This window comes from Candidatus Limnocylindria bacterium, assembly GCA_036523395.1.
Taxonomy (GTDB): domain Bacteria; phylum Chloroflexota; class Limnocylindria; order P2-11E; family P2-11E; genus CF-39.
In genome coordinates this window covers 1-19,709 of record DATDEH010000044.1, presented here as the reverse complement: position 1 = coordinate 19,709, position 19,709 = coordinate 1, and the positions used below count along the sequence as shown (strand labels likewise).

Here is a 19,709-nt window from a genome sequence, read left to right as displayed (position 1 = left end):
ACTTTGCCGTTCTGCGGCCCTTCGAGCACATGCGACGGAGTTGCCGACAAGTCCACGCTGGTAAAGCGCGGAGAGTGATGTACCGCAGGATGGGCAGGAACTGATACAAGACGACATTAGTGTGTTTCGGATAGAATCGAGGCCACGGACAGGCGCAGTTTCGTTCCCAGTTTTCCATAGGTTTAGCGGCCCATGTTTCACGTGTGACAGGGGGCGAAATGACGGTCCTCGTGGTGAGCAATCAGAAGGGCGGAGTGGGGAAAACGACCACTGCCATCAGCCTCGGCGCCGCAATGGTCGAGCGCGGCCAGCGGGTCCTGATTGTTGACCTGGACCCCCAAGCGAATGCCACCAGTGGCCTTGGGATCAGCAAGGAGCGAGCGAATGGCATCTATGGTGTGCTGCTTCGAGATCGTCCTCTTGCTGAAGCAGTCGTGCCGACGGCTGTCGCGGGCCTCGACCTCTTGCCTTCAGGTCCGGAGATGGCCGGTGCAGAGGTCGAGCTTGTGCCAGTGATGGCGCGGGAATACCGCCTCCGCAAGGCGCTCCGCGAGGCCTCGGCCTACGACACCGTGATCGTCGACTGTCCGCCCTCGCTGGGTCTGCTGACCGTGAACGCGCTTGCAGCCGGCGACGGCGTGGTCGTCCCGGTGCAGTGCGAGTACTACGCGCTCGAAGGACTGGCGCAGCTGCTCGACACGATCGAGGCTGTGCGGGAGCGGCTCAACGAGAAGCTCGAGGTCCTCGCAATCGTCCTCACCATGGAGGACCGTCGGAATCGCCTCTCCATGCAGGTCATCGACGAGGTCCGCAAGCACTTTCCGAAGCTCGTCGCCCGCTCACGGATCCCACGCACGGTACGCCTGGCGGAGGCGCCGAGCCACGGCAAGCCGATAAGCCTCTACGACCCGCAGTCACGTGCCGCCAAGGCATACGCCGAGCTGGCCCGCGAGCTCATCACCAGGCTCAAAGCGCGCGAGCCGATCGCGCTGACCGGGGCGATAGCCTGATGGCCCGCACTGGTCTCGGACGCGGACTCGACGTGCTTCTGGGCCAATCGCCCGCGAACGCTTCCGCCACGCCGACGGTCCAGCCCGTCGGCACCACAGAGATCCTGCTCGAGCGGATCCGCCCGAATCCGCAGCAGCCACGCAGCAACTTCGCCGCGGATGGGATCTCTGAGCTCGCCTCGTCGATCAAGCGGCACGGCGTCCTGCAACCAATAGTGGTATCACGCGACGGCGATGGCTACGAGCTCGTCGCCGGTCACCGTCGAGTGCTCGCGGCCCGCGTCGCCGGCAAGACGACGATCCCCGCGGTCATTCGCGACGACGTGCGCGACCGACTCGAGCTCGCACTCGTCGAAAACCTGCAGCGCGCCGACCTCAATGCGATCGAGACAGCGCGCGCGTACAAGCTGCTGATGGAAACGTACGACCTCACGCAGGAGCAGGTCGCAGAGCGGGTGGGGAAGTCTCGTTCGCAGGTCGCGAACATGCTCCGGACGCTCACCGCGCCACAGCCTCTCCAGGACGCGGTCATGGAGGGCAAGATCAGCGAGGGCCACCTGCGCGCTCTGCTGTCGCTACCTCTTTCGGACGCACTCACCGCACTTGCGACAGTGATCGCGAGGCAGCTGTCGGTGCGGGACGCGGAGGCGCTCGCACGGAAGATGGTCCGCCCGCCACGGCGCGGGCGATCGCGACCGCGTTTGCGCGGCGGTGACCCCGATCTCGCGCAAGTGACAAGCGAGCTTCGCGCTGCGTTGGGTACGAAGGTGGAGGTCCTGCGCGGCCGCAAGGGCGGTCGCATCGCGATCGATTACTACTCCGACGAGGACTTCGAGCGTCTCTATGAGCTCCTGGTCCGCGCCGGTCGCGCGTGAGGGAGAGCCAGTGCCGGTCAAGAAAGACGATGAAGGCGTGAAGACCAAGAACGGCGACAAGACCGTCGCCGGAAACGGCAACAAGCCGCCCGCGTCGTACAGCGCGAAAGACATCCAGGTCCTGGAAGGCCTCGAGGCGGTACGCCGCCGCCCCGGCATGTACATCGGCACGACCGACATCCGTGGTCTGCATCACCTGGTGCGTGAGGTGCTCGACAACTCGATCGACGAAGCCATGAACGGCACGTGCGATCGCATCGATGTGTGGATCCATAAGTCGAACGACATCACGGTCGCGGACAACGGCCGCGGCATCCCGGTCGACAAGCAACAGCAGACCGGCAAGTCCGCACTCGAGGTCGTGCACACGATCCTCCACGCCGGCGGAAAGTTCGGTGGCGCCGGCTACAAGGTCTCGGGTGGACTGCACGGGGTGGGTGTCTCGGTCGTGAACGCGCTGTCGACTGAGCTTGTCGTCGAAGTCCACCGCGAGGGCAAGGTCTGGACGCAGACCTACGCGCGGGGCAAACCCACCGGGCCGGTGAAGACCGTCGCGAAGCCGCAGCTGCCCCCGCCGCCGAGCATCGAATGGAAAGAGCCGCGGCTCACAGGCACGATCACCCGATTCACGCCCGACCCAGACGTGTTCCCGATCATCGAGTGGGATGTCGCGATCGTCGAGCAGTGGCTGCGCGAGACGGGCTATCTGAACAAGGGCCTTTTCCTCGCGCTCCGCGACGAGCGGAACGACACCGAGGCGAATTACTACTTCGACGGCGGCATCATCTCGTTCGTCCGACACCTGAATCGGTCGCACCAGGCACTGCACTCGAAGCCCGTCTACGCCGAGAAGACGTACGAGAACGACACGGTCGTCGAGGTGGCCCTGCAGTACAACGACAGCTTCGTCGAGAAGGTCTACACGTTCGCGAACAACATCAACACGATCGACGGAGGCGCACACCTCACCGGCTTCCGCACCGCGCTCACGCGAACGATCAACGCCTACGCCCGCAAGAACGGCCAGTTGAAGGACGCCGACCCCAATCTCACAGCGGACGACGTTCGCGAGGGCCTCACTGCCGTCATCAGCGTGAAGATCAAAGAGCCGCAGTTCGAAGGTCAGACCAAGACGCGCCTCGGGAACGCCGAGGTTGCGGGGCAGGTCGCCGCCGCGGTGAACGACGCGCTCGGTCAGTACCTCGAGGAGAACCCGCCGGATGCGCGCAAGATCGTCGACAAGTGCCTCACGGCGTTCCGCGCGCGTGAGGCCGCCCGCAAGGCGCGCGACCTCGTCCTGCGAAAGGGCGCGCTCGATGGCTTCTCACTGCCGGGGAAGCTCGCCGACTGCCAGGAGCGCGATCCGGAGAAGAGCGAACTCATCATCGTCGAGGGCGTGTCCGCCGGTGGCAACGCGAAGTCGGGCCGCGACCGGCGATTCCAGGCGATCCTTCCCCTGCGCGGCAAGATCCTGAACGTCGAGAAGGCGCGCGCCGACAAGATGCTCGGCAATGAGGAGATCAAGGCGCTCATCGTCGCGCTGGGCACCGGCATCGGCGAGTACTTCGACGCGAAGAAGCTGCGTTACGGAAAAACGATCCTGCTCGCCGACGCGGACGTTGACGGCGCGCACATCCGCACTCTCCTGCTCACCCTGCTCTACCGGCACTTCCGTCCACTGGTGGATGAGGGCCGCATCTACATCGGCCAGCCGCCGCTGTACCGGCTGCAACTCGGGAAGGAAGTGCGCTGGGCGTACTCCGACAACCAGCGCGACAAGGCGATCAAGGAGCTCAAGGCGCTCGCGAAAGCGAAGCGCGACAAGCGCACTGAGAAGGGCGAGGCTGAAGAGGAAAAGCCGGTGAAGGGCCGGCGTCGCACCGCGCAGCCCGCGGCGGACGGAAACGGCGCCGCCGACGGCGAGAACGCCGAGACGTCGACCGACGAGGGCACCGACGACGGCAAGGGCGGTCGCGAGCCCGCGATCTCCCGGTACAAGGGCCTCGCGGAGATGAACGCCGAACAGCTCTGGGACACCACCCTCAACCCGCTCACGCGCACCCTGAAGCGTGTGACGTTGGAGGATGCCGAGCAGGCCGACTTCGCGTTCGACGAGCTCATGGGCACCGAGGTCGAGGGGCGCAAGAAGTGGATCATGGCCAACGCGTCCAAAGCCGAGCTCGATATCTAGTGGCGCGACTGTCGGAGCTCGGCATCGACTTCGAGCACTGGTGCTTTGCCTGCGGCCGCCGCAACGAGTCTGGCCTGCACCTCGACTTCGACGTGTCACGCGACCGCGCCGAGACGCAGTTCACGCCGCAGCGGCAGCACGAGGGATACGACGGCACGGTGCACGGCGGCATCGTCACGGCGCTGCTTGACGAGACGATGGGCTGGGCGATCTTCCATCAGGGCATCTGGGGCGTGACCGCGCGAATCAACGTCACGTTCCGGCAGCCCGTGCCGGTGGGCGAAGAGCTGCGTGTCGTGGGTGAGGTCGCTCGCAAGCGCAGCCGGGCGATCGAGACGCACGGGACCGTGTCGCGCGCGAGCGACGGCGCCGTGCTCGCCGAGGCGGACGCGACGTTCCTCGTGATGCCGGAGGATCGTCGTCGCGAGCTCGCGCTGCGCTACTCGGGTACCGATGAAGCCTTCGCGCGCGTGCGCGACGCGGTCGAGCGAGAGCGGGTCGAGCAGAACGGGAAGAGGGAGCACCTGCGGACGTGATGCAGCAACCAGGGGACGACCGCGTGATCGGCGCCGATCTCGAGGACGAGATGCGCAAGGCGTACCTCGACTACTCGATGAGCGTCATCGTCGCGCGCGCGCTGCCCGATGTCCGCGACGGGCTGAAGCCTGTTCAGCGGCGGATCCTCTACGGCATGCACGAGATGGGCCTGCGAAACGATCGGCCGTACCGAAAGTGCGCGGCCATCGTCGGCGAGGTGATGGGGAAGTACCACCCCCACGGCGACGTGCCGATCTATGACGCGCTCGTGCGCCTCGCGCAGGACTTCGCCGCGCGCTACCCGCTGGTGCAGGGCCAGGGGAACTTCGGCTGCTTCGCCGGCGACACGAAGGTCGAGCTGTACAACGGCGAGCAGAAGACCTTGGCCGAGCTCGTCGACATGGCGCACCGCGGCGCGCGTGTCGACGTCTTCACCGTCGACGCGCACCGCAACGTGCGCATCAAGCCGATGCGCGCGCCGCGTCTCGTCCGCCGCAACGACCCCGTCGTGAAGGTCACGCTCGAGGCCGGAGCGGAGGTCGTCTGCACGCCGGACCACCGCTTCATGCTCCGTGACGGGACGTATCGCGAGGCGCAGCAGCTCAAGCCGAAGGACCAGCTCATGCCGTTCGCGCGCTCCTCGATCCCCGAGCGGCTCCATCGGACCGGCGCGTTCCCGATTCCAGCGAGCCTGGGGCAGAAGGTCGCGAAGGTCGAGCCGGCCGGCCGCGCCGACGTGTACGACCTGACGGTCGACCTCACGCAGAACTTCGCGCTGGCGGCGGGGATCTTCGTCCACAACTCGATCGACGACGACCCGCCCGGCGCGTCGCGCTACACCGAGGCGCGCCTCGCGGCCGTCAGCGCCGAGATCCTCGCGGACATCGAGAAGAACACCGTTGACTTCATCCCGAACTACGACAACCGCCACCAGCAGCCCACGGTGCTCCCGGCGCGGCTGCCGAACCTTCTCGTGAACGGCTCCGCCGGGATCGCCGTCGGCATGGCGACGAACATACCGCCGCACAACCTGCGAGAGGTCGTCGCGGCGACACAGCGTCTCATCGATGACCCCGACCTCACGAACGACGATCTGTGCGAGACGATCCTGGGACCCGACTTCCCCGGCGGCGGGATCATCTATCGCTTCGAGGAAGAGAAGAACGTCGAGACCGGCAAGTCCGAGCGCATCGACGGCATCCGCCGCGCGTACGCGAATGGCCGCGGTCGCATCGTCATGCGCGCAAGGGCCCACAAAGAGGACATGAAGGGTGGACGCGAGGCGATCGTCGTCAGCGAGCTACCGTACGCGGTCAACAAGGCCTCACTCATCGAGAAGATCGCCGAGCTCGTGCAGAACAAGAAGCTGCAGGGCATCAGCGACATCCGGGACGAGAGCGACCGCGAAGGCATGCGCGTGGTGATCGAGGTGAAGCGCGACGACTCCGCCGACCGCGTGCTGAACAACCTGTTCAAGCACACAGCGATGCAGTCCGCCTTCAACCTGAACATGCTCGCGCTCGTCGACCAGGGACCGCGTGTCCTCTCGCTCAAGGAGGTCCTGCAGCACCACGTCGACTACCGCCGCGAGGTCATCCGCCGGCGGACCGAGTTCGACCTTACGAAGGCGAAGGAGCGCGCCCACATCCTCGAGGGATTCAAGATCGCGCACGACAACATCGACGCGATCATCAAGCTCATCCGCGCACACAAGGGCCAGGAGCTGCTCCTCATCGGCAAGCTCCGCGAAGGATTCGGCCTCTCCGAGGCCCAGGCCAAGGCGATCCTGGAGATGCAGCTCCGCCGCCTATCCGGCTTGGAGCGCGACAAGATCGACCAGGAGTACGAGGCGACGATCAAGCTGATCGCGGAGCTCGAGTCGATCCTGGCGAGCCCGCGGAAGATCCTCGCACTCATCAAGGCCGACCTTGCCTCGCTGGCCGAGTCCTACGGAGACGACCGCCGCACCGAGATCCGCGACGACGTTCCCGGCCAGTTCACCGACGAGCAGCTCGTGGCCGACGAGGACGTCGTCATCACGCTGTCGAGCCGCAACTACGCCAAGCGCATGCCGCTATCGACGTATCGCGCGCAGCACCGCGGCGGCCGCGGCGTCATCGGGATGCAGACACGCGACGAGGACGACGTCCAACACCTCGTCATCGCGCGCAACCACGACAAGCTGTACGTGTTCACCGATCGCGGGCGTGTCTTCGCGCTCAAGGTCTATGAGCTGCCGGACGCCAGTCGGACCGCGAAGGGGACGCCGATCCAGAACATCCTCGAGGCCATGCAGCAGGGCGAGCGCGTCTCGGCGCTCGTCGCGCTGCGCGACACGACCTCAGCTGAGTTCCTGATGATGTCGACGCGCAGGGGCTTCGTGAAGAAGACCGCACTCTCGGAGTACGCGACCGTTCGCCGCGCCGGGCTCATCGCGATCGCGCTCCGCAAGGGCGACGAGCTCGCGTGGGTGGCGGCCTGCGCGAAGGACGACCGCGTGATCCTCGCCACGCGCAAGGGCAAGGGCATCTCGTTCAAGGCCTCCGACGCCCGTCCGATGGGCCGGTCGACGCAGGGCGTGACCGGCATCCGCCTGAAGAAGGGCGACGAGGTCGTCGGCATGGGTATCGCGCGCCAGCGCACCGAGGTCCTGTCGGTGACGGAGAACGGCTACGGCAAGCGCACCTCCGTCGACGAGTTCCCGACCCAGGGACGCGGCGGCCAGGGTGTCATTCTGGCGTCGCTCGGCCCGAAGACCGGCGACGTCGCAGCGATGCAGATGGTCGACGAGGGGAGTCAGGAGATCCTCCTGATCTCCACGACCGGCGTCGTGATCCGCACCCCGCTCGACCAGATCCGCGTCCTCGGCCGGCCTACGATGGGCGTGAAGGTGATGACCACCGGCGACGCCAAGATCGCGTCCATCGCCACGTTCACGACGACACGGCCGACCCAGACGCAGCTCCCTGTGAAATAGCTCCGACAGCCACACTGGCGCAGCCTCCCGGACCTTTCAATCACGCGTACGAATTCGGTCGCAGCAGTACCAATTGCGCCCATTTGGCCGTTGTTTCGACGCATGCAGCCCGATATGGTCTCCCCGACAGCTCTGGGTCGTGGTGTCGCCTGTCCATCAGAACGAGCAGGCAGGCGCCACGGGACCGGGCTCTTGAGAGGGAAGGCATCGGGTTGATCGCGCTAGACGACGTCAGCAAGCGCTACCCGAACGGGACATTCGCACTGCGCGACGTCGACCTGCGCGTCGACTCCGGCGACTTCATCTTCCTCGTCGGTGCCTCCGGCGCCGGCAAGTCCACGCTGATCCGTCTCGTGATCCGCGAGGAGCTCGCCACGACCGGTCGCGTCGTCGTGGACGGCGAGGACGTGGGACGCATGCCGCGCTCGCGCGTGCATCGCCTGCGCCGCAAGGTCGGCGTCGTGTTCCAGGACTTCAAGCTCCTGCCACGCAAGACCGTCGCCGAGAACGTCGCGTTCGCTCTCATCGTCACCGGCCATGAAGGCCGCCTCGTGCGGGAAGAGACCGAGCGCGCTCTGTCTCTCGTCGGCCTCACCGCGCGTCGCGATCACTTTCCGAGCCAGCTCTCCGGCGGCGAGCAGCAGCGCACCGCCATCGCGCGCGCGCTCGTGAACCGGCCGCGCATCCTCATCGCCGACGAGCCCACCGGCAACCTCGACCCCGTCACGAGCTGGGAGATCATCAAGCTGCTGACCCGCGTGAATGAGCTCGGGACGACGCTGGTCATGGCCACGCACAACGCCGAGATCGTCAACGCGCTCCGCCGTCGCGTCGTGCATCTCGATCACGGCATGGTCGTGCGCGACGAGCGCGAAGGTCTGTACGCGGCATGAGACGCCTCGGTTACGTTCTCAGCGCCGCGGGTCAGGGCTTCTGGCGCAACCCGGTCATGAGCCTTGCCTCGACATTCACGGTCACGCTGATGCTGTTGCTCTTCGCGTTCTTCCTCACGGCCGACCGGGGTCTGCAGGCCGCGGTGGGTGTGCTCGAGTCGAAGGTCGAGCTCGCATCCTTCCTCGACGACAACGCGAAGGTGTCGGAGATCCTCGCGCTCAAGGCACGCATCGAGGGCGACCCTGCGGTGTCGCGCGTCGAGTACGTCACGAGGGAGCAGGCCCTGAAGCGCCTCCAGGACATCAGCGAGCGCCGCAAGGATTTCGTTCTCGCCAACGTGGACGCGAACCTGCTGCCGGCGTCGCTCGAGATCAAGCTGAGCGATGCGCGCCAGGCCAAACGAGTCGGTGACGAGCTGCGCGCCGAGATCGGCGGCGGCGTGGTCGCCGACGTCATCGACAATCCGCAGGTCGTCGACCAGCTGCTCACGATCACTCGCGTCCTGTCGGTGGGCGGCGTGGCGATCCTCGCGATGATGCTGTTCGTTGCGCTCTTCGTGATCGTGAACACGATCCGCATCGCTGTGCACGCGCGCCGCGACGAGATCGAGATCATGCAGCTCGTCGGCGCCTCCGACTGGTTCGTGCGCTGGCCGTTCATCCTCGAGGGCATGCTGGTCGGCGCGCTCGGTGCCGTCGTGGCGCTCTCCATCGTGTTCGCGGCCTCGGGGCCCGTGACCGGCGCGATGCTCGATTTCCTCGTCACGCTGCCGATCTCTCTTGGTCCCCAGTTCGCATTCCAGCTCGCCGCGAGCGTGCTGGGCGTGGCGCTCCTCGTGGGCGCGGGAGGGGCGACACTGTCGGTGCGCTCCCACCTCGCCAAATGAAACTGCGTCGCGTCTTGACCGCCAGCGACCCAGGGTGGGACCATGCCCCCGTCATGGGAGCTCCCCGGGATGGCCGGGGAGGTGGGTGGAGGAAGAGCGGATTGCGTGCGACCGTCGTCGCGCTGGCGGCCGTTGCTCTGCTCGTTGGCCAGCAGATCCCCGCCTCCGCAGACGACCCACTCCAAGAAGCGCTGCGCCGCAAAGAGGCGCTCGAGCGTGCGGTCGCGGTCTCGCGCCAGAACGCCGAGCGCTACAAGGCGGCCGCGAACCAGTTCCAGGCTGCGGTGGACTCCGCGAACTCCCGCATCGCGGATCTAGCGGAGAAGCAGGCGTCGGCGCAGAACGAGGCCGAGGCGCTCGGTTACGAGATCCAGATCGCGGAAGAGCAGCTCGCCCTCGTCTCCTTCCAGCTCGATGAGACGAAAGCGCTGGCGGACTCGCTGAATGCGCAAGCCGCGGAACAGCAGCGCCAGCTCGTCGCGCGTGAAGACCTCTACGCGAAGCATCTCGTCGTCACGTACCGGCAGGCGCTCATCAGCCCGCTGGAGATGCTCCTGTCGTCGCACACGCTCACGGAATTCGCGAACCGCGTCCAGCAGATGATCTTCGTGAACCGTCAGGACCAGCAGCTCGCGAACGAGATCCGCAGCCTGCGCGCCGACACGGCGACGAAGCTCGCAGACGCGTCGGGCAAGCAGCGCGAGATCCTCGGCCTTCAGGAGCAGATCTCGACGCAGCGCGAGGGTCTGGCGGCCGACAAGGCGAAGTACGACCAGCTCATCGCCGAGATGCAGACCGCGCTCGAGCAGACCGATGCGGCGCGCGCCGACGCGGCGCGGAACAAGAATCAGGCCGTCGGCGCCGTCGCCGCGGCGAACCGCGAGACCGCTGACCTCAACCGAAAGCTCGAGCAGGCCGAAGCGCAATACACCCAGCTCGCGTCGCAGCTGGCCTCGAAGAGCGGCCTCGGCGCATTCAATGGATCGAAGCTCGCGATGTGGCCACTGGTCGGCCCCATCACCTCTGGCTTCGGCCCGCGCTGGGGCGGCTTCCACAATGGCATCGACATCGCCGCTCCGATGTACACGCCGATCCGCGCCGCCTCATCGGGCCAGGTCGTCACCGTCGGTCGCCCCTACGTGGCGTACGGCGACACCGCGGTCGTCGTGATCATCGCGCACGGCTACAACTTCTCGACGCTCTACGGCCACCTCGACGACAGCCGCTGGCCGCCGGTCAAAGTCGGGCAGTTCGTCGCAGCCGGCACGGTCATCGGTTATGTCGGCATGACGGGCTGGACCACCGGTCCGCACTGCCACTTCATGACGATCGTGAACGGACAGGCAGTCAACCCGCGCCCCTACCTCCCCTGAACAACCAGCTCGTAGCGTCGGCGCTCGCCTCCGCTCCTCGCTGAGGCTCAGGGCTGGTGGTTGCTCCGTCGCCGGAGTGAATCCGGCTCGGTCGCGCCTATTGCGACTTACCTCACATTGACGGCGCCTTGGCGCGCGTGTGAGCATGGATGGCGAAAGAAAGGAGGTGATGTGGAGTGGGTGATGCCTATGGGAAACCAAAGACCCAGGGGTGCTCACTTCGGCCTTTCGTAATGAAACCAGTTGAGGTGATCGCGAACTAACCCGCGGTCTTTGGAGACCCGGTGACAGCGGCGGCAGAAATGCCGCCGCTGTCTCTTTTTTCCTCTCTGTAGGCTCTGCGAATGCCCGATCGCAGATCACCACCCGCGGTCGCCGCGACGGAAAAGAAGCCGCGCGATCTTCAGCTCGCCGACAATCGCAAGGCCCTCTTCGACTACTCGATCGAGGATCGCATCGAGGCGGGGATCGCCCTCACCGGCACGGAGATCAAGTCGATGCGCGCTGGACACGTGAACCTGCGCGACGGCTACGCGCTCATCGAGAAGGGGCAGGCGTGGCTCAGGAACGTGCATATCGCTCCGTGGACGCATGCGGCGCATGACAACCACGAGCCCCTTCGCCCGAGAAAGCTCCTCATGCACAAGGAGGAGATCGCCCAGCTCGCGGGCGCGGTCTCGCAGAAGGGCTACACACTCGTCCCGCTACGCATGTACACCAAGCACGGCCGTGCGAAGGTCGAGATCGGCCTCGCACGTGGCAAGAAGCGCTACGAGAAACGTCAGGTGATCAAGGAACGGGAGGCCGCCCGCGAGATGCAGGCGGCCACCCGTCGCAGGATCTAGTCGCCGAAAGCGGGCGCGCCCTCACGAACTTCTTCGGTGCTCGGCCTCTCGCGGGCCTTGAGCGGCACTTCCTTGAGGAAGAGCGACGCAACGACGGCAACGCTCACGACTGCCGCGGCGTAGATGAACACATCGTGGAGCGAAAGCGCGAGCGCGCTGCGGATCGCCTCGAGGACCTGATCGAAGAGCAGCTGGACCTGCGGCGGCAGCGCTGCCTTGGTGGCGGCGATCTTCACGGGATCGAAGATCGCCTGGGCGCTCCCGCCGCTCGGCAGGGACGCGGAGATCTGAGGCGGCAGGTTCAGCGCCGCCACCTGCGCCTGGATCCGCTGGGGAAGCTCGTGTGACACGACAGCGCCGAGGATCGCCACCCCGACGGTTCCGCCGACGTTCCGCCAGAACTGGATCTGGCTCGTCGCCACGCCCAGGTACTCGCGCGGGAGCGCGCTCTGGGTCGCGTTGATGTACAGGGGCATCGACACGCCGAGCCCGATGCCGACCATGATCAGATCCCGAACGACATCGATCTCGGGCGTTCCGACGCGCACCTGCGCGAGACCGTACAAGCCGAGGACCATGATCATCAGCCCGATGGTCCCGAGGTACCGGTAGCGCGTGATGCGGGTCATCAGCTGCCCGGTCAGAAGGCTGGCGCCGACGAGGCCGACCATCATCGGCGTTGCCAGCAGACCGGAGTTCGTGGCCCCGATGCCCAGCACGCCCTGATACACGAGGCCGATGTAGACGATCGCCCCGAACATGCCGAACGCGACGAGGAATCCGGTGATCGAGGACACGGCGAACGTGACGTTCTTGAAGAGCACGAACGGAACGATGGGGTGCGCGACGCGCTGCTCGACGATGAAGAAGACCACCGCCATCGCGGCGGCGAAGCCGATGAGCCCGAGCACCTCGCGCGAGCCGAAGTCGTGGTCGCGCGTGATCGAGAAGCCGACCAGGAGAGGCACCAACGTCGCGGCGAGCAGGCCAGCGCCCAGGAAGTCGATGTCGCGCCACGACGCGTCGTGCTTGGTACGCGGCATGGTGAGGAACACGACCGCCACCGCGAGGATGCCGACGGGGATGTTCACGTAGAAGACCCAGCGCCAGCCGACGTTATCGGTGAGGTAGCCACCGAGTGTCGGCCCGACCACGGACGCGATGCCGAAAACGCCGCCGAAGAGGCCCTGGATCCGCGCGCGGGTCCGCGGCGGGAACAGATCGGCGATGGAGGCGAACACGCTCGCGAAGAGCACGCCGCCAAAAATGCCCTGGATCCCGCGGAAGATGACGAGCTCCATCATGTCCTGCGCTTGGCCGCAGAGCGCCGATGCGAGGACGAATCCGATCATGCCCGCGAGCAGGAATGGCTTGCGGCCGAAGAGATCACCGAGCTTGCCGGCGATCGGGGTCATCGTGGTCGACGTGACCATGTACGCCGTCGCGACCCAGGCGAAGTACTCGAGTCCATTGAGCTCTCCCACGATGCGCGGGAGCGCCGTCCCCACGATGGTCTGGTCGAGCGCAGCGAGGAACAGGGCGAGGCCGACCCCGACCGACGCGAGGATGCGGGCAGTGCGGTCCATCTCAGCGGGCACCTGCGTTCTCCTTGTGGGTGATGCGGCGCACGCTGCGCCGGGATGATGAAGAAGCGATGAATGGGCGGCGGAGGACCTTCGGAGTCGCCCCGTCCGCCGCGGCGAAGGCCGCGTTGAGATCCGCGAACGTGGCGCGCATTCGGCGCCGCTGCGGCGGCGTGAGCCGACCGAGCACCTGCGCGAGAGCGGCCGAAGCGGCGAGCTCGTAACGCTCGCAAACGCGACGACCCTCGGCGGTCAGCGATAGCACGACGGCGCGGCGATCATCCGGATCCGTCTCGCGCCGCACCAGGCCCTCGCGGACCAGGATCTCGACAAGCTCGGTGACCGCGCCCGCGCTGAGCTTCAGCTGCTGCGCGACAAGGCCGGCGCGCACCGACTTGTCACCGATGACCCAGAGCAGGCGGCCGCGCTCGGGGGAGGTCATGCGGCAGTCCTGTGCAGCCTGCCACGCGACACGGCCGAATCGCGGCATGACCGCGAGGACAGCACGCGCTAGAGAGAGGTCGTCGTTGGGTGTAATCTTTGTCACAGTTCCTTCGGTCCCTGAATAGTTCGGAAGCCGAAGTATCGCCGCCCATAGGGTCTGGCGTCAACCTCGCTGAACGTATCTCTTCTAACGAAGCGCGCTAGCCGTGAGGGCGCTCTAGCCGCCGGCGGACTCGACGGCAGGCTGCTCGAGGTCGGCAGAGAAGAACGTCTTGCCGCCGCACTGCGCGCATTTCAGCGGTGCCGCGGCGCCGTGCGTGATCGTGCCGCACGACTCGCAGCGGAAATGGTGCTGGCCGCCCGTGGCGGGGATGACGGCAGGAGCCTGTGCGAGAAGCTGCCGGATCTTGCCGAGCTCGTGTGCGGCGTCAATGGGCTCGAAGCCAGCACCCGATTGGTCGGCTTCGATCAGCTTTTGGGTGAGCGCGTCGAGGCGGCGCATGGCTTCCTGCATCGTGACCTCCCGGAATGTTTGGGAGGATACCGTCTCACAGCGCCCGGCCAAGCGGCGTTCAAATGAGGCGTGGGCGAATATGGTCGGACGATGCCGTATCTCGTCTTTATCGGCTGCTGCCTCATCTGGGGCAGCACCTTCCTCGCGATCCGCATCGGCAACGAGGCCGTGCCGCCGGTCTGGGCCGCGACGATCCGCCTGGCGCTCGCCGCGCCGCTCCTCGCCGGACTCGTCTTCGCGACCCGACAGCACTTCCCGCGAGGACCCGCGCTCCGCGGCGCGCTCCTGTTCGGGTTCTTCAACTTCGGCATGAACCTGTCGCTTCTTTACTGGGGTGAGCGCGTTGTGCCGAGCGGGATCGCCGCGGTCCTCTACGCGACCGTGCCGCTCTCGACGGCGCTCATCGCAGCGGCGTTGGGTGTGGAGCGCCTGGTACCGCGAAAGATCCTCGCCGCGGTCGTGGCCATCCTCGGAGTGGCGATCATCTTCGCCGGCGAGCTGAAGCTGGACGTTCCGGTGGAAGGCCTGGTCGCGGTCTTCCTCGCCGCGACGGCGGCGTCGCTCTCCAGCGTGTTCCTGAAGCGAGCACCTCAGCCATCGGCGTTCGCGGCGAACGCGGTCGGTGCCGCGATCGGCTTCGTGGTCTGCGCCGTCGTGAGCCTCGCCCTGAGAGAGGATCACGCCCTCCCGACGACCTTCGCGGGATGGTGGCCGATCGTCTATCTCACGCTCGCCGGGTCGCTCGGCGCGTACGTCCTCTATACCTGGCTCGTCCAGCACTGGTCGGTCACGAACGCGAGCATGGTCGGCGTTGTGGTGCCGGTGCTGGCCGTGATCCTCGGCGCCGTCGCGAAGCAGGAGCAGCGCTCGCCGGAGTCCTACATCGGTGCGGTGGTCGTCCTGATCGCGGTCATCGTCGCGCTGCAGCCGTGGGCTGGCACTCGCTATGCGGGAAAGGCGGCAGTCGCGAAGTAGTCGCGGGAGGACGCCATGCCCATCTACCACGCAGCCACGGTAAGGCCCAATGACGGCCACGACGCCGGACACGTGAAGCACGCGATCGCAACGACATCGTTCTGAACATCAGCAAACACGAGCTTGACGAGCTGGCGCACTACGAGTCAGCCGACTACGCCGCGCCACCGGCGGAGTGGGTCGCGCCGACCGTTTCGGGCTTTCCGGCGGGTAGCCATCTCTTCCCGGTGACCGAAAGGGAGACCGCGCCCATGGCCGAGCCGTCTCGTCCGACCGACGAGGCCGGCCGCGAGAGCGAGGTCGCCGGCCGCGAGCGCACACGGTAAAGGAGGCGAAGATGTCACAACTCACTGAGACCGGTCGCAAGCACATCGCGCGCAAGAACTTCGCTTACGTCGACAAGGAAGGCGCCGAGCACCTTCCGATCCACGACGAGGAGCACGTTCGGAACGCGATCGCGCGCTTCAACCAGACCGCGTTCGAGAGCGTCGACGCCAAGGAGAAGGCCCGACGCAAAATTCTCGCGGCGGCAAAGCGCCATGGGATCGAGGTCGCGAAGGACGATTCGGTCGCGCGGCGCGCAGGCTCGCTCAGGCACGTCCGCACCAAGCGCGGCTTGCGCGGCGGCAAGAAGGTCGTAAAGAGGAGTACGGCCCGCCGGAGGAACTAGCCCAGCCGAGCGATGATGACGCCCGGTGACCGGGCTCGACGCACCTGACTACTGGCTCGCGCGCCTGGTGTTCCAGCGCGCGCTCGCGGCGGTCTACCTCATCGCGTTCCTGGTAGCGGCGCGCCAGTTCTTGCCGCTACTCGGCGAGCGCGGCCTCCTGCCGGTCCCCGAATTCGTGCTCGCCGTTCCATTCCGCAGCTCGCCGAGCCTCTTCCACTTCCGGTACTCGGACCGTCTCTTCGCGGCAGTCGCGTGGGGCGGCGTGGTTCTCAGCGCGGCGGCGCTGCTCGGGCTGCCCGACGGATGGCCGATCCCGCTCACGATGCTGCTGTGGGCAGCGCTGTGGGCGCTGTACCTCTCGATCGTGAACGTCGGCCAGACCTTCTACTCGTTCGGATGGGAGACGCTCCTACTCGAGACCGGCTTCCTGGCGATCTTCTTGGGGCCGGCGTGGACAGCCCCGCCGCTCACGCTCATCTGGCTCCTGCGCTGGCTCCTCTTCCGCGTCGAATTCGGCGCGGGGATGATCAAGATCCGCGGCGATCGCTGCTGGCGCGATCTCACGTGTCTCTACTACCACCACGAGACGCAGCCGATGCCGAATCCGCTGTCCTGGTACTTCCACCACCTGCCGAAGGCGCTGCACCGCGCCGAGGTCCTCGGCAACCACTTCGCGCAGCTCGTCGTGCCGTTCTTCCTGTTCTTCCCGCAGCCGATCGCGACGGTGGCCGGCCTCGTGATCCTGGTCACGCAGAGCTGGCTGCTCCTCAGCGGCAACTTCTCGTGGCTGAACGTGCTCACGATGACCCTCGCGGTGGCGAGCCTCGACGATGCGGCGCTCGGACGCGTCCTCACGCTGGAGCCGCGCTGGATCGCGACCGACTCCTGGCACGCCTGGCTCGTCGTCGGCGTCACGATCGTCATCGTCCTGCTGAGCTATCGACCCGCGCGAAACCTCCTATCACGTCACCAGCTCATGAACACGAGCTTCGATCCGCTGCATCTGGTGAACACGTACGGCGCCTTCGGGTCGATCACGAAGGAGCGCTACGAGATCGTGATCGAAGGCACCGAAGAAGTGGTCCTGACGCCGGGCACGACGTGGCGTGAGTACGAGTTCAAAGCGAAGCCGGGCGATGTGCGGCGGCGGCCGCCGCAGTACGCGCCGTACCACCTGCGTCTGGACTGGCTCATGTGGTTCGCCGCGATGTCCTCACCGATGTATCACCCGTGGTTCGTGCCGCTGGTGGTGAAGCTGCTCGAGGCCGATCCGCCGACGCTGCGGCTCCTGCGCACCGACCCGTTCGCCGGCGCTCGACCGCGCTTCGTCCGCGCGACGCTCTACCTCTATCGGTTCACGACGCCGCGCGAGCGGCGCGAGTCGCGCGCCTGGTGGGCGCGCTCGCGCGTCGACGAGTACCTGCGGCCGGTGAGCCTGCGCGCGGAGCGCGCCGCGTAGTCAGTGTCGCGACGACCGCCACTGCTCGCGGGTGATGCGGTACAGCACGTGGCGCCGGCCGGACCATGACGGCGGGACGCCCGGATGGTCGAAGTCGTCTTCGGGCCGCCGCACGAGACCGAGCTTCTCCATCACGTGACGGGAGCGCTGGTTCGCGGTGGTCGTGAAGGAGACGACCTCATCCCTGCCAAGTACATCGAAGGCGTGGGCGAGCGATGCGCGGGCACCCTCGGTCGCGTAGCCGTGGCCCCAGTGCTCCGCGGCGAGCCGCCAGCCGATCTCGAGCACCGGGCGCGCGAGGACGGCGTCCGCCGGATTGAGGCCGATGAAGCCGATGAAGTCCGCGGCGCCGGGCACCTCGACGGCCCAGAGACCGAAGCCCTGTTGCTCCATGCGCGCGACGATCCGGTCGACCCAGGTCTCGGTCTCCTCACGCGTGCTGGTCCTCGGGAAGTGCTCCATCACTCTCGGGTCCGCGTTGATGGCCGCGAACGGCACGCGGTCGCTGCTGCGCCACGGACGGAGCAGGAGTCGCTCGGTGCGCAGGGTGACGGGAGGCGTCATGGGCGCGCGGCCTGCGCGGTGTCGCGACGCGCGGCGACCTGTGCCGCCACGTGCTCGCTGTCGTCCATCGCGCCGGCGATGATCGCGGACCTGCGAACCCGCATCCACAAGAGGCCGACGAAGAACAGACCGTCCACGGCCGTCCGTCCCTCGCGGTGCGCGATCGATCCGTCGGGGCCGACGACCGGCACCGACAGCCAGGAGTAGTCCGTACCGAAGCCCGTCGAGACGATGACGGCATGCACGCCGCGGTCGGCGAGGTCGAGCTCGGTCGGCGCGTGAAAGGTCTCCGCATCGGCCGGCTCGTCCGCCGGATCGGGATCGGACGCAGGCGCATCGATGCCAGAACGCGCGATGTAATCGTCGACATGCTTGCGGATCTTCGCCGAGCCTTCATCGCCGGAGCGCACATGTCTTGCGAGGTCGTCCCCGAATCGCAGTCTCGTTCCATCGGCGCCCTCAAAGTGCCCCAGCAGAGTGACGCCGCGGCGCGCGAGCGACTGGAGGCTGACCGTGTGACCGCGCGGTCCGACGCCGGAGATCTGGGGCTGCGGCGTCCGGATCGCGGCGGGGTCGGGAAGATCCTCGGGGCGCTGCGCCATCCATCCCGACTCGGCGAGCCATACGAGCGTGTCGCGGCCACGCAGGCGGCGCGGCGCGCGGCCGACAGTGCCGGTGGCGAGGTACACCTCGCGCCCCGCGTCCAGCAGGTCCTCGGCGATCTGGCAACCCGACTGCGCACTGCCGACGACGAGGATCGGGCCGGGCGGGAGCTGCGACGGCCGCCGGTAGGTCCCCGTCGTCAGGACCTCGATCTGTCGATCGATCTTCGCGGCCGCCGGGGGAAGCTTCTGCGTGTTGGCTATCCCCGACGCGACGACGACGCTTCGCGCGTGAACGGTCTCGTCGCTGCCGATCGTGACGAGGAAGCCGCCGTTCCCGTCCGCGGTCACCGCTGTGACATTCGCATGGGTCTTAACGGGCAGAGATCCCCCTCGCGCATAGGTCTCCAGCTCCGCGATCCAAGCGTCGCAGCCGAGGAATCCTTCCGGGCGCGCGTGCTCGGGACCGCCGGGGAGGCGGATCATCGCGTTCGGCGTATTGAGCCTGAACGAATCCCAGCGCTGCGTCCGCCAGGTCTCTCCGATCTCGCCGCGCTCGAGCACAACGTGCTCGATGCCGATATCGGTGAGCCGCCTGCTCACAGCGAGGCCCGCATGGCCCGCGCCGATGACCACCGCCTCGAGCGACGCCGCCGGACTCACGTGCCGAGTTGCGCCAGGATCCAGGCGATGGTGTCGTCGATGACCGCCGAGGCCTCCGGCTCGTTGTGCATCTCGTGCCGTAGACCGGGATAGACGCGGCGCGTCACGTTCTCACGGCCCTCGAGCGATGCGCTCGACGAGACCGGCACGATCGGGTCATCGCTGCCATGAAGTACGTACGTCGCCATTGGGAGCGCGCGGATCTGCTCGAGGCCAGCCTCGACGCGCGCCTGTTCGCGGAACAGCTCGAGGCCAAGGCGCGTGGTCGTCCGATGCACGTTGAGCGGATCGGACCGATACGCCACCTCGACCTGCGGGTCGTGCGAGAGGCCACCCGGCGGCAGGTCGTTGGCGATCTCCATGTGAGGCGCGATCCGACCGAGCACGTCGGCGAGGCCTCGTTTCCACTGCGCGACTCTTCCCGCGATGGCCGGCGCCGACAGCACCAACAGATCCGGTTGCGGCCGCGGCACGTCGGCGAGCACATAGCCGAGCGCGATGAGGCCGCCCATCGAGTGACCGTAGAGAACGACGGGGAGACGTTCAGACACATTGCGGATCGCCGTCAGCTGATCTTCGACGTCGTCGTGGTACTGGGACCAGCGATCGAGGTAGGCGCGCCGACCCGATGACGCGCCGAAGCCACG

Annotated in this window: 18 protein-coding genes; 12 read left to right on the top strand and 6 right to left on the bottom strand. The window is 67.0% G+C overall.

Annotated elements, in window-relative coordinates; genetic code table 11:
* The first annotated feature begins 218 nt into the window (after positions 1 to 218).
* The 9 genes from VI056_05295 to smpB all read left to right on the top strand — a co-directional run bounded on the left by VI056_05295 (position 219) and on the right by smpB (position 11,588).
* Complete coding sequence (locus VI056_05295) at positions 219 to 1,010, top strand: AAA family ATPase (protein HEY6202439.1); 792 nt, start codon at positions 219 to 221, stop codon at positions 1,008 to 1,010.
* Positions 1,010 to 1,885 (top strand): ParB/RepB/Spo0J family partition protein, encoded by an 876-nt coding sequence (locus VI056_05290; GenBank protein HEY6202438.1) that lies wholly within the window; start codon positions 1,010 to 1,012, stop codon positions 1,883 to 1,885. The genes VI056_05295 and VI056_05290 overlap by 1 nt, the downstream gene beginning before the upstream one ends.
* 37 nt (positions 1,886 to 1,922) lie before the next feature.
* A complete protein-coding gene (locus VI056_05285; GenBank protein ID HEY6202437.1) occupies positions 1,923 to 4,076 on the top strand; it encodes a DNA topoisomerase subunit B in 2,154 nt (717 codons plus the stop codon).
* The gene (locus VI056_05280; GenBank protein ID HEY6202436.1) at positions 4,076 to 4,612 is read left to right on the top strand and encodes a PaaI family thioesterase; all 537 of its coding nucleotides are present in this window, start codon (positions 4,076 to 4,078) and stop codon (positions 4,610 to 4,612) included. The genes VI056_05285 and VI056_05280 overlap by 1 nt, the downstream gene beginning before the upstream one ends.
* Complete coding sequence (gyrA, locus tag VI056_05275; GenBank protein ID HEY6202435.1) at positions 4,612 to 7,590, top strand: DNA gyrase subunit A; 2,979 nt, start codon at positions 4,612 to 4,614, stop codon at positions 7,588 to 7,590. Before VI056_05280 ends, gyrA begins: the two co-directional genes overlap by 1 nt.
* 212 nt (positions 7,591 to 7,802) lie before the next feature.
* A complete protein-coding gene (gene ftsE / locus VI056_05270) occupies positions 7,803 to 8,483 on the top strand; it encodes a cell division ATP-binding protein FtsE (GenBank protein HEY6202434.1) in 681 nt (226 codons plus the stop codon).
* Entirely contained in the window at positions 8,480 to 9,370 is an 891-nt protein-coding gene (locus VI056_05265) for a permease-like cell division protein FtsX (GenBank protein ID HEY6202433.1), read from the top strand. Before ftsE ends, VI056_05265 begins: the two co-directional genes overlap by 4 nt.
* Before the next feature lie 101 nt (positions 9,371 to 9,471).
* Complete coding sequence (locus VI056_05260; GenBank protein HEY6202432.1) at positions 9,472 to 10,743, top strand: peptidoglycan DD-metalloendopeptidase family protein; 1,272 nt, start codon at positions 9,472 to 9,474, stop codon at positions 10,741 to 10,743.
* 344 nt (positions 10,744 to 11,087) lie between these two features.
* On the top strand, positions 11,088 to 11,588 hold the full coding sequence (gene smpB / locus VI056_05255) for an SsrA-binding protein SmpB (protein ID HEY6202431.1): 501 nt from the start codon (positions 11,088 to 11,090) through the stop codon (positions 11,586 to 11,588).
* On the opposite strand, the gene VI056_05250 is transcribed toward smpB, so the two are convergent.
* From VI056_05250 to VI056_05240, 3 genes are all read right to left on the bottom strand, one after another.
* A complete protein-coding gene (locus VI056_05250) occupies positions 11,585 to 13,186 on the bottom strand; it encodes an MDR family MFS transporter (protein ID HEY6202430.1) in 1,602 nt (533 codons plus the stop codon). The two genes, smpB and VI056_05250, sit on opposite strands and share 4 nt — an antisense overlap.
* Entirely contained in the window at positions 13,176 to 13,661 is a 486-nt protein-coding gene (locus VI056_05245; GenBank protein HEY6202429.1) for a MarR family transcriptional regulator, read from the bottom strand. Before VI056_05245 ends, VI056_05250 begins: the two co-directional genes overlap by 11 nt.
* A gap of 171 nt (positions 13,662 to 13,832) precedes the next feature.
* The gene (locus tag VI056_05240) at positions 13,833 to 14,129 is read right to left on the bottom strand and encodes a hypothetical protein (protein ID HEY6202428.1); all 297 of its coding nucleotides are present in this window, start codon (positions 14,127 to 14,129) and stop codon (positions 13,833 to 13,835) included.
* A gap of 90 nt (positions 14,130 to 14,219) precedes the next feature.
* Here VI056_05240 and VI056_05235 point away from each other — a divergent pair, with 90 nt between their 5' ends.
* The 3 genes from VI056_05235 to VI056_05225 all read left to right on the top strand — a co-directional run bounded on the left by VI056_05235 (position 14,220) and on the right by VI056_05225 (position 17,233).
* Positions 14,220 to 15,104, top strand: coding sequence for an EamA family transporter (locus VI056_05235; protein ID HEY6202427.1), 885 nt, complete (start codon positions 14,220 to 14,222; stop codon positions 15,102 to 15,104).
* Positions 15,105 to 15,441: 337 nt separating this feature from the next.
* Positions 15,442 to 15,774: a DUF6582 domain-containing protein gene (locus VI056_05230; protein ID HEY6202426.1), complete on the top strand. Its 333-nt coding sequence runs from the start codon at positions 15,442 to 15,444 to the stop codon at positions 15,772 to 15,774.
* A gap of 25 nt (positions 15,775 to 15,799) precedes the next feature.
* The gene (locus VI056_05225) at positions 15,800 to 17,233 is read left to right on the top strand and encodes a lipase maturation factor family protein (protein ID HEY6202425.1); all 1,434 of its coding nucleotides are present in this window, start codon (positions 15,800 to 15,802) and stop codon (positions 17,231 to 17,233) included.
* On the opposite strand, the gene VI056_05220 is transcribed toward VI056_05225, so the two are convergent.
* From VI056_05220 to VI056_05210, 3 genes are all read right to left on the bottom strand, one after another.
* Entirely contained in the window at positions 17,234 to 17,797 is a 564-nt protein-coding gene (locus VI056_05220) for a GNAT family N-acetyltransferase (GenBank protein ID HEY6202424.1), read from the bottom strand.
* A complete protein-coding gene (locus tag VI056_05215; GenBank protein HEY6202423.1) occupies positions 17,794 to 19,062 on the bottom strand; it encodes an NAD(P)-binding domain-containing protein in 1,269 nt (422 codons plus the stop codon). Before VI056_05215 ends, VI056_05220 begins: the two co-directional genes overlap by 4 nt.
* A partial coding sequence (locus VI056_05210; GenBank protein HEY6202422.1) for an alpha/beta fold hydrolase occupies positions 19,059 to 19,709 on the bottom strand: 651 nt, incomplete at its 5' end. The genes VI056_05215 and VI056_05210, both read right to left, overlap by 4 nt.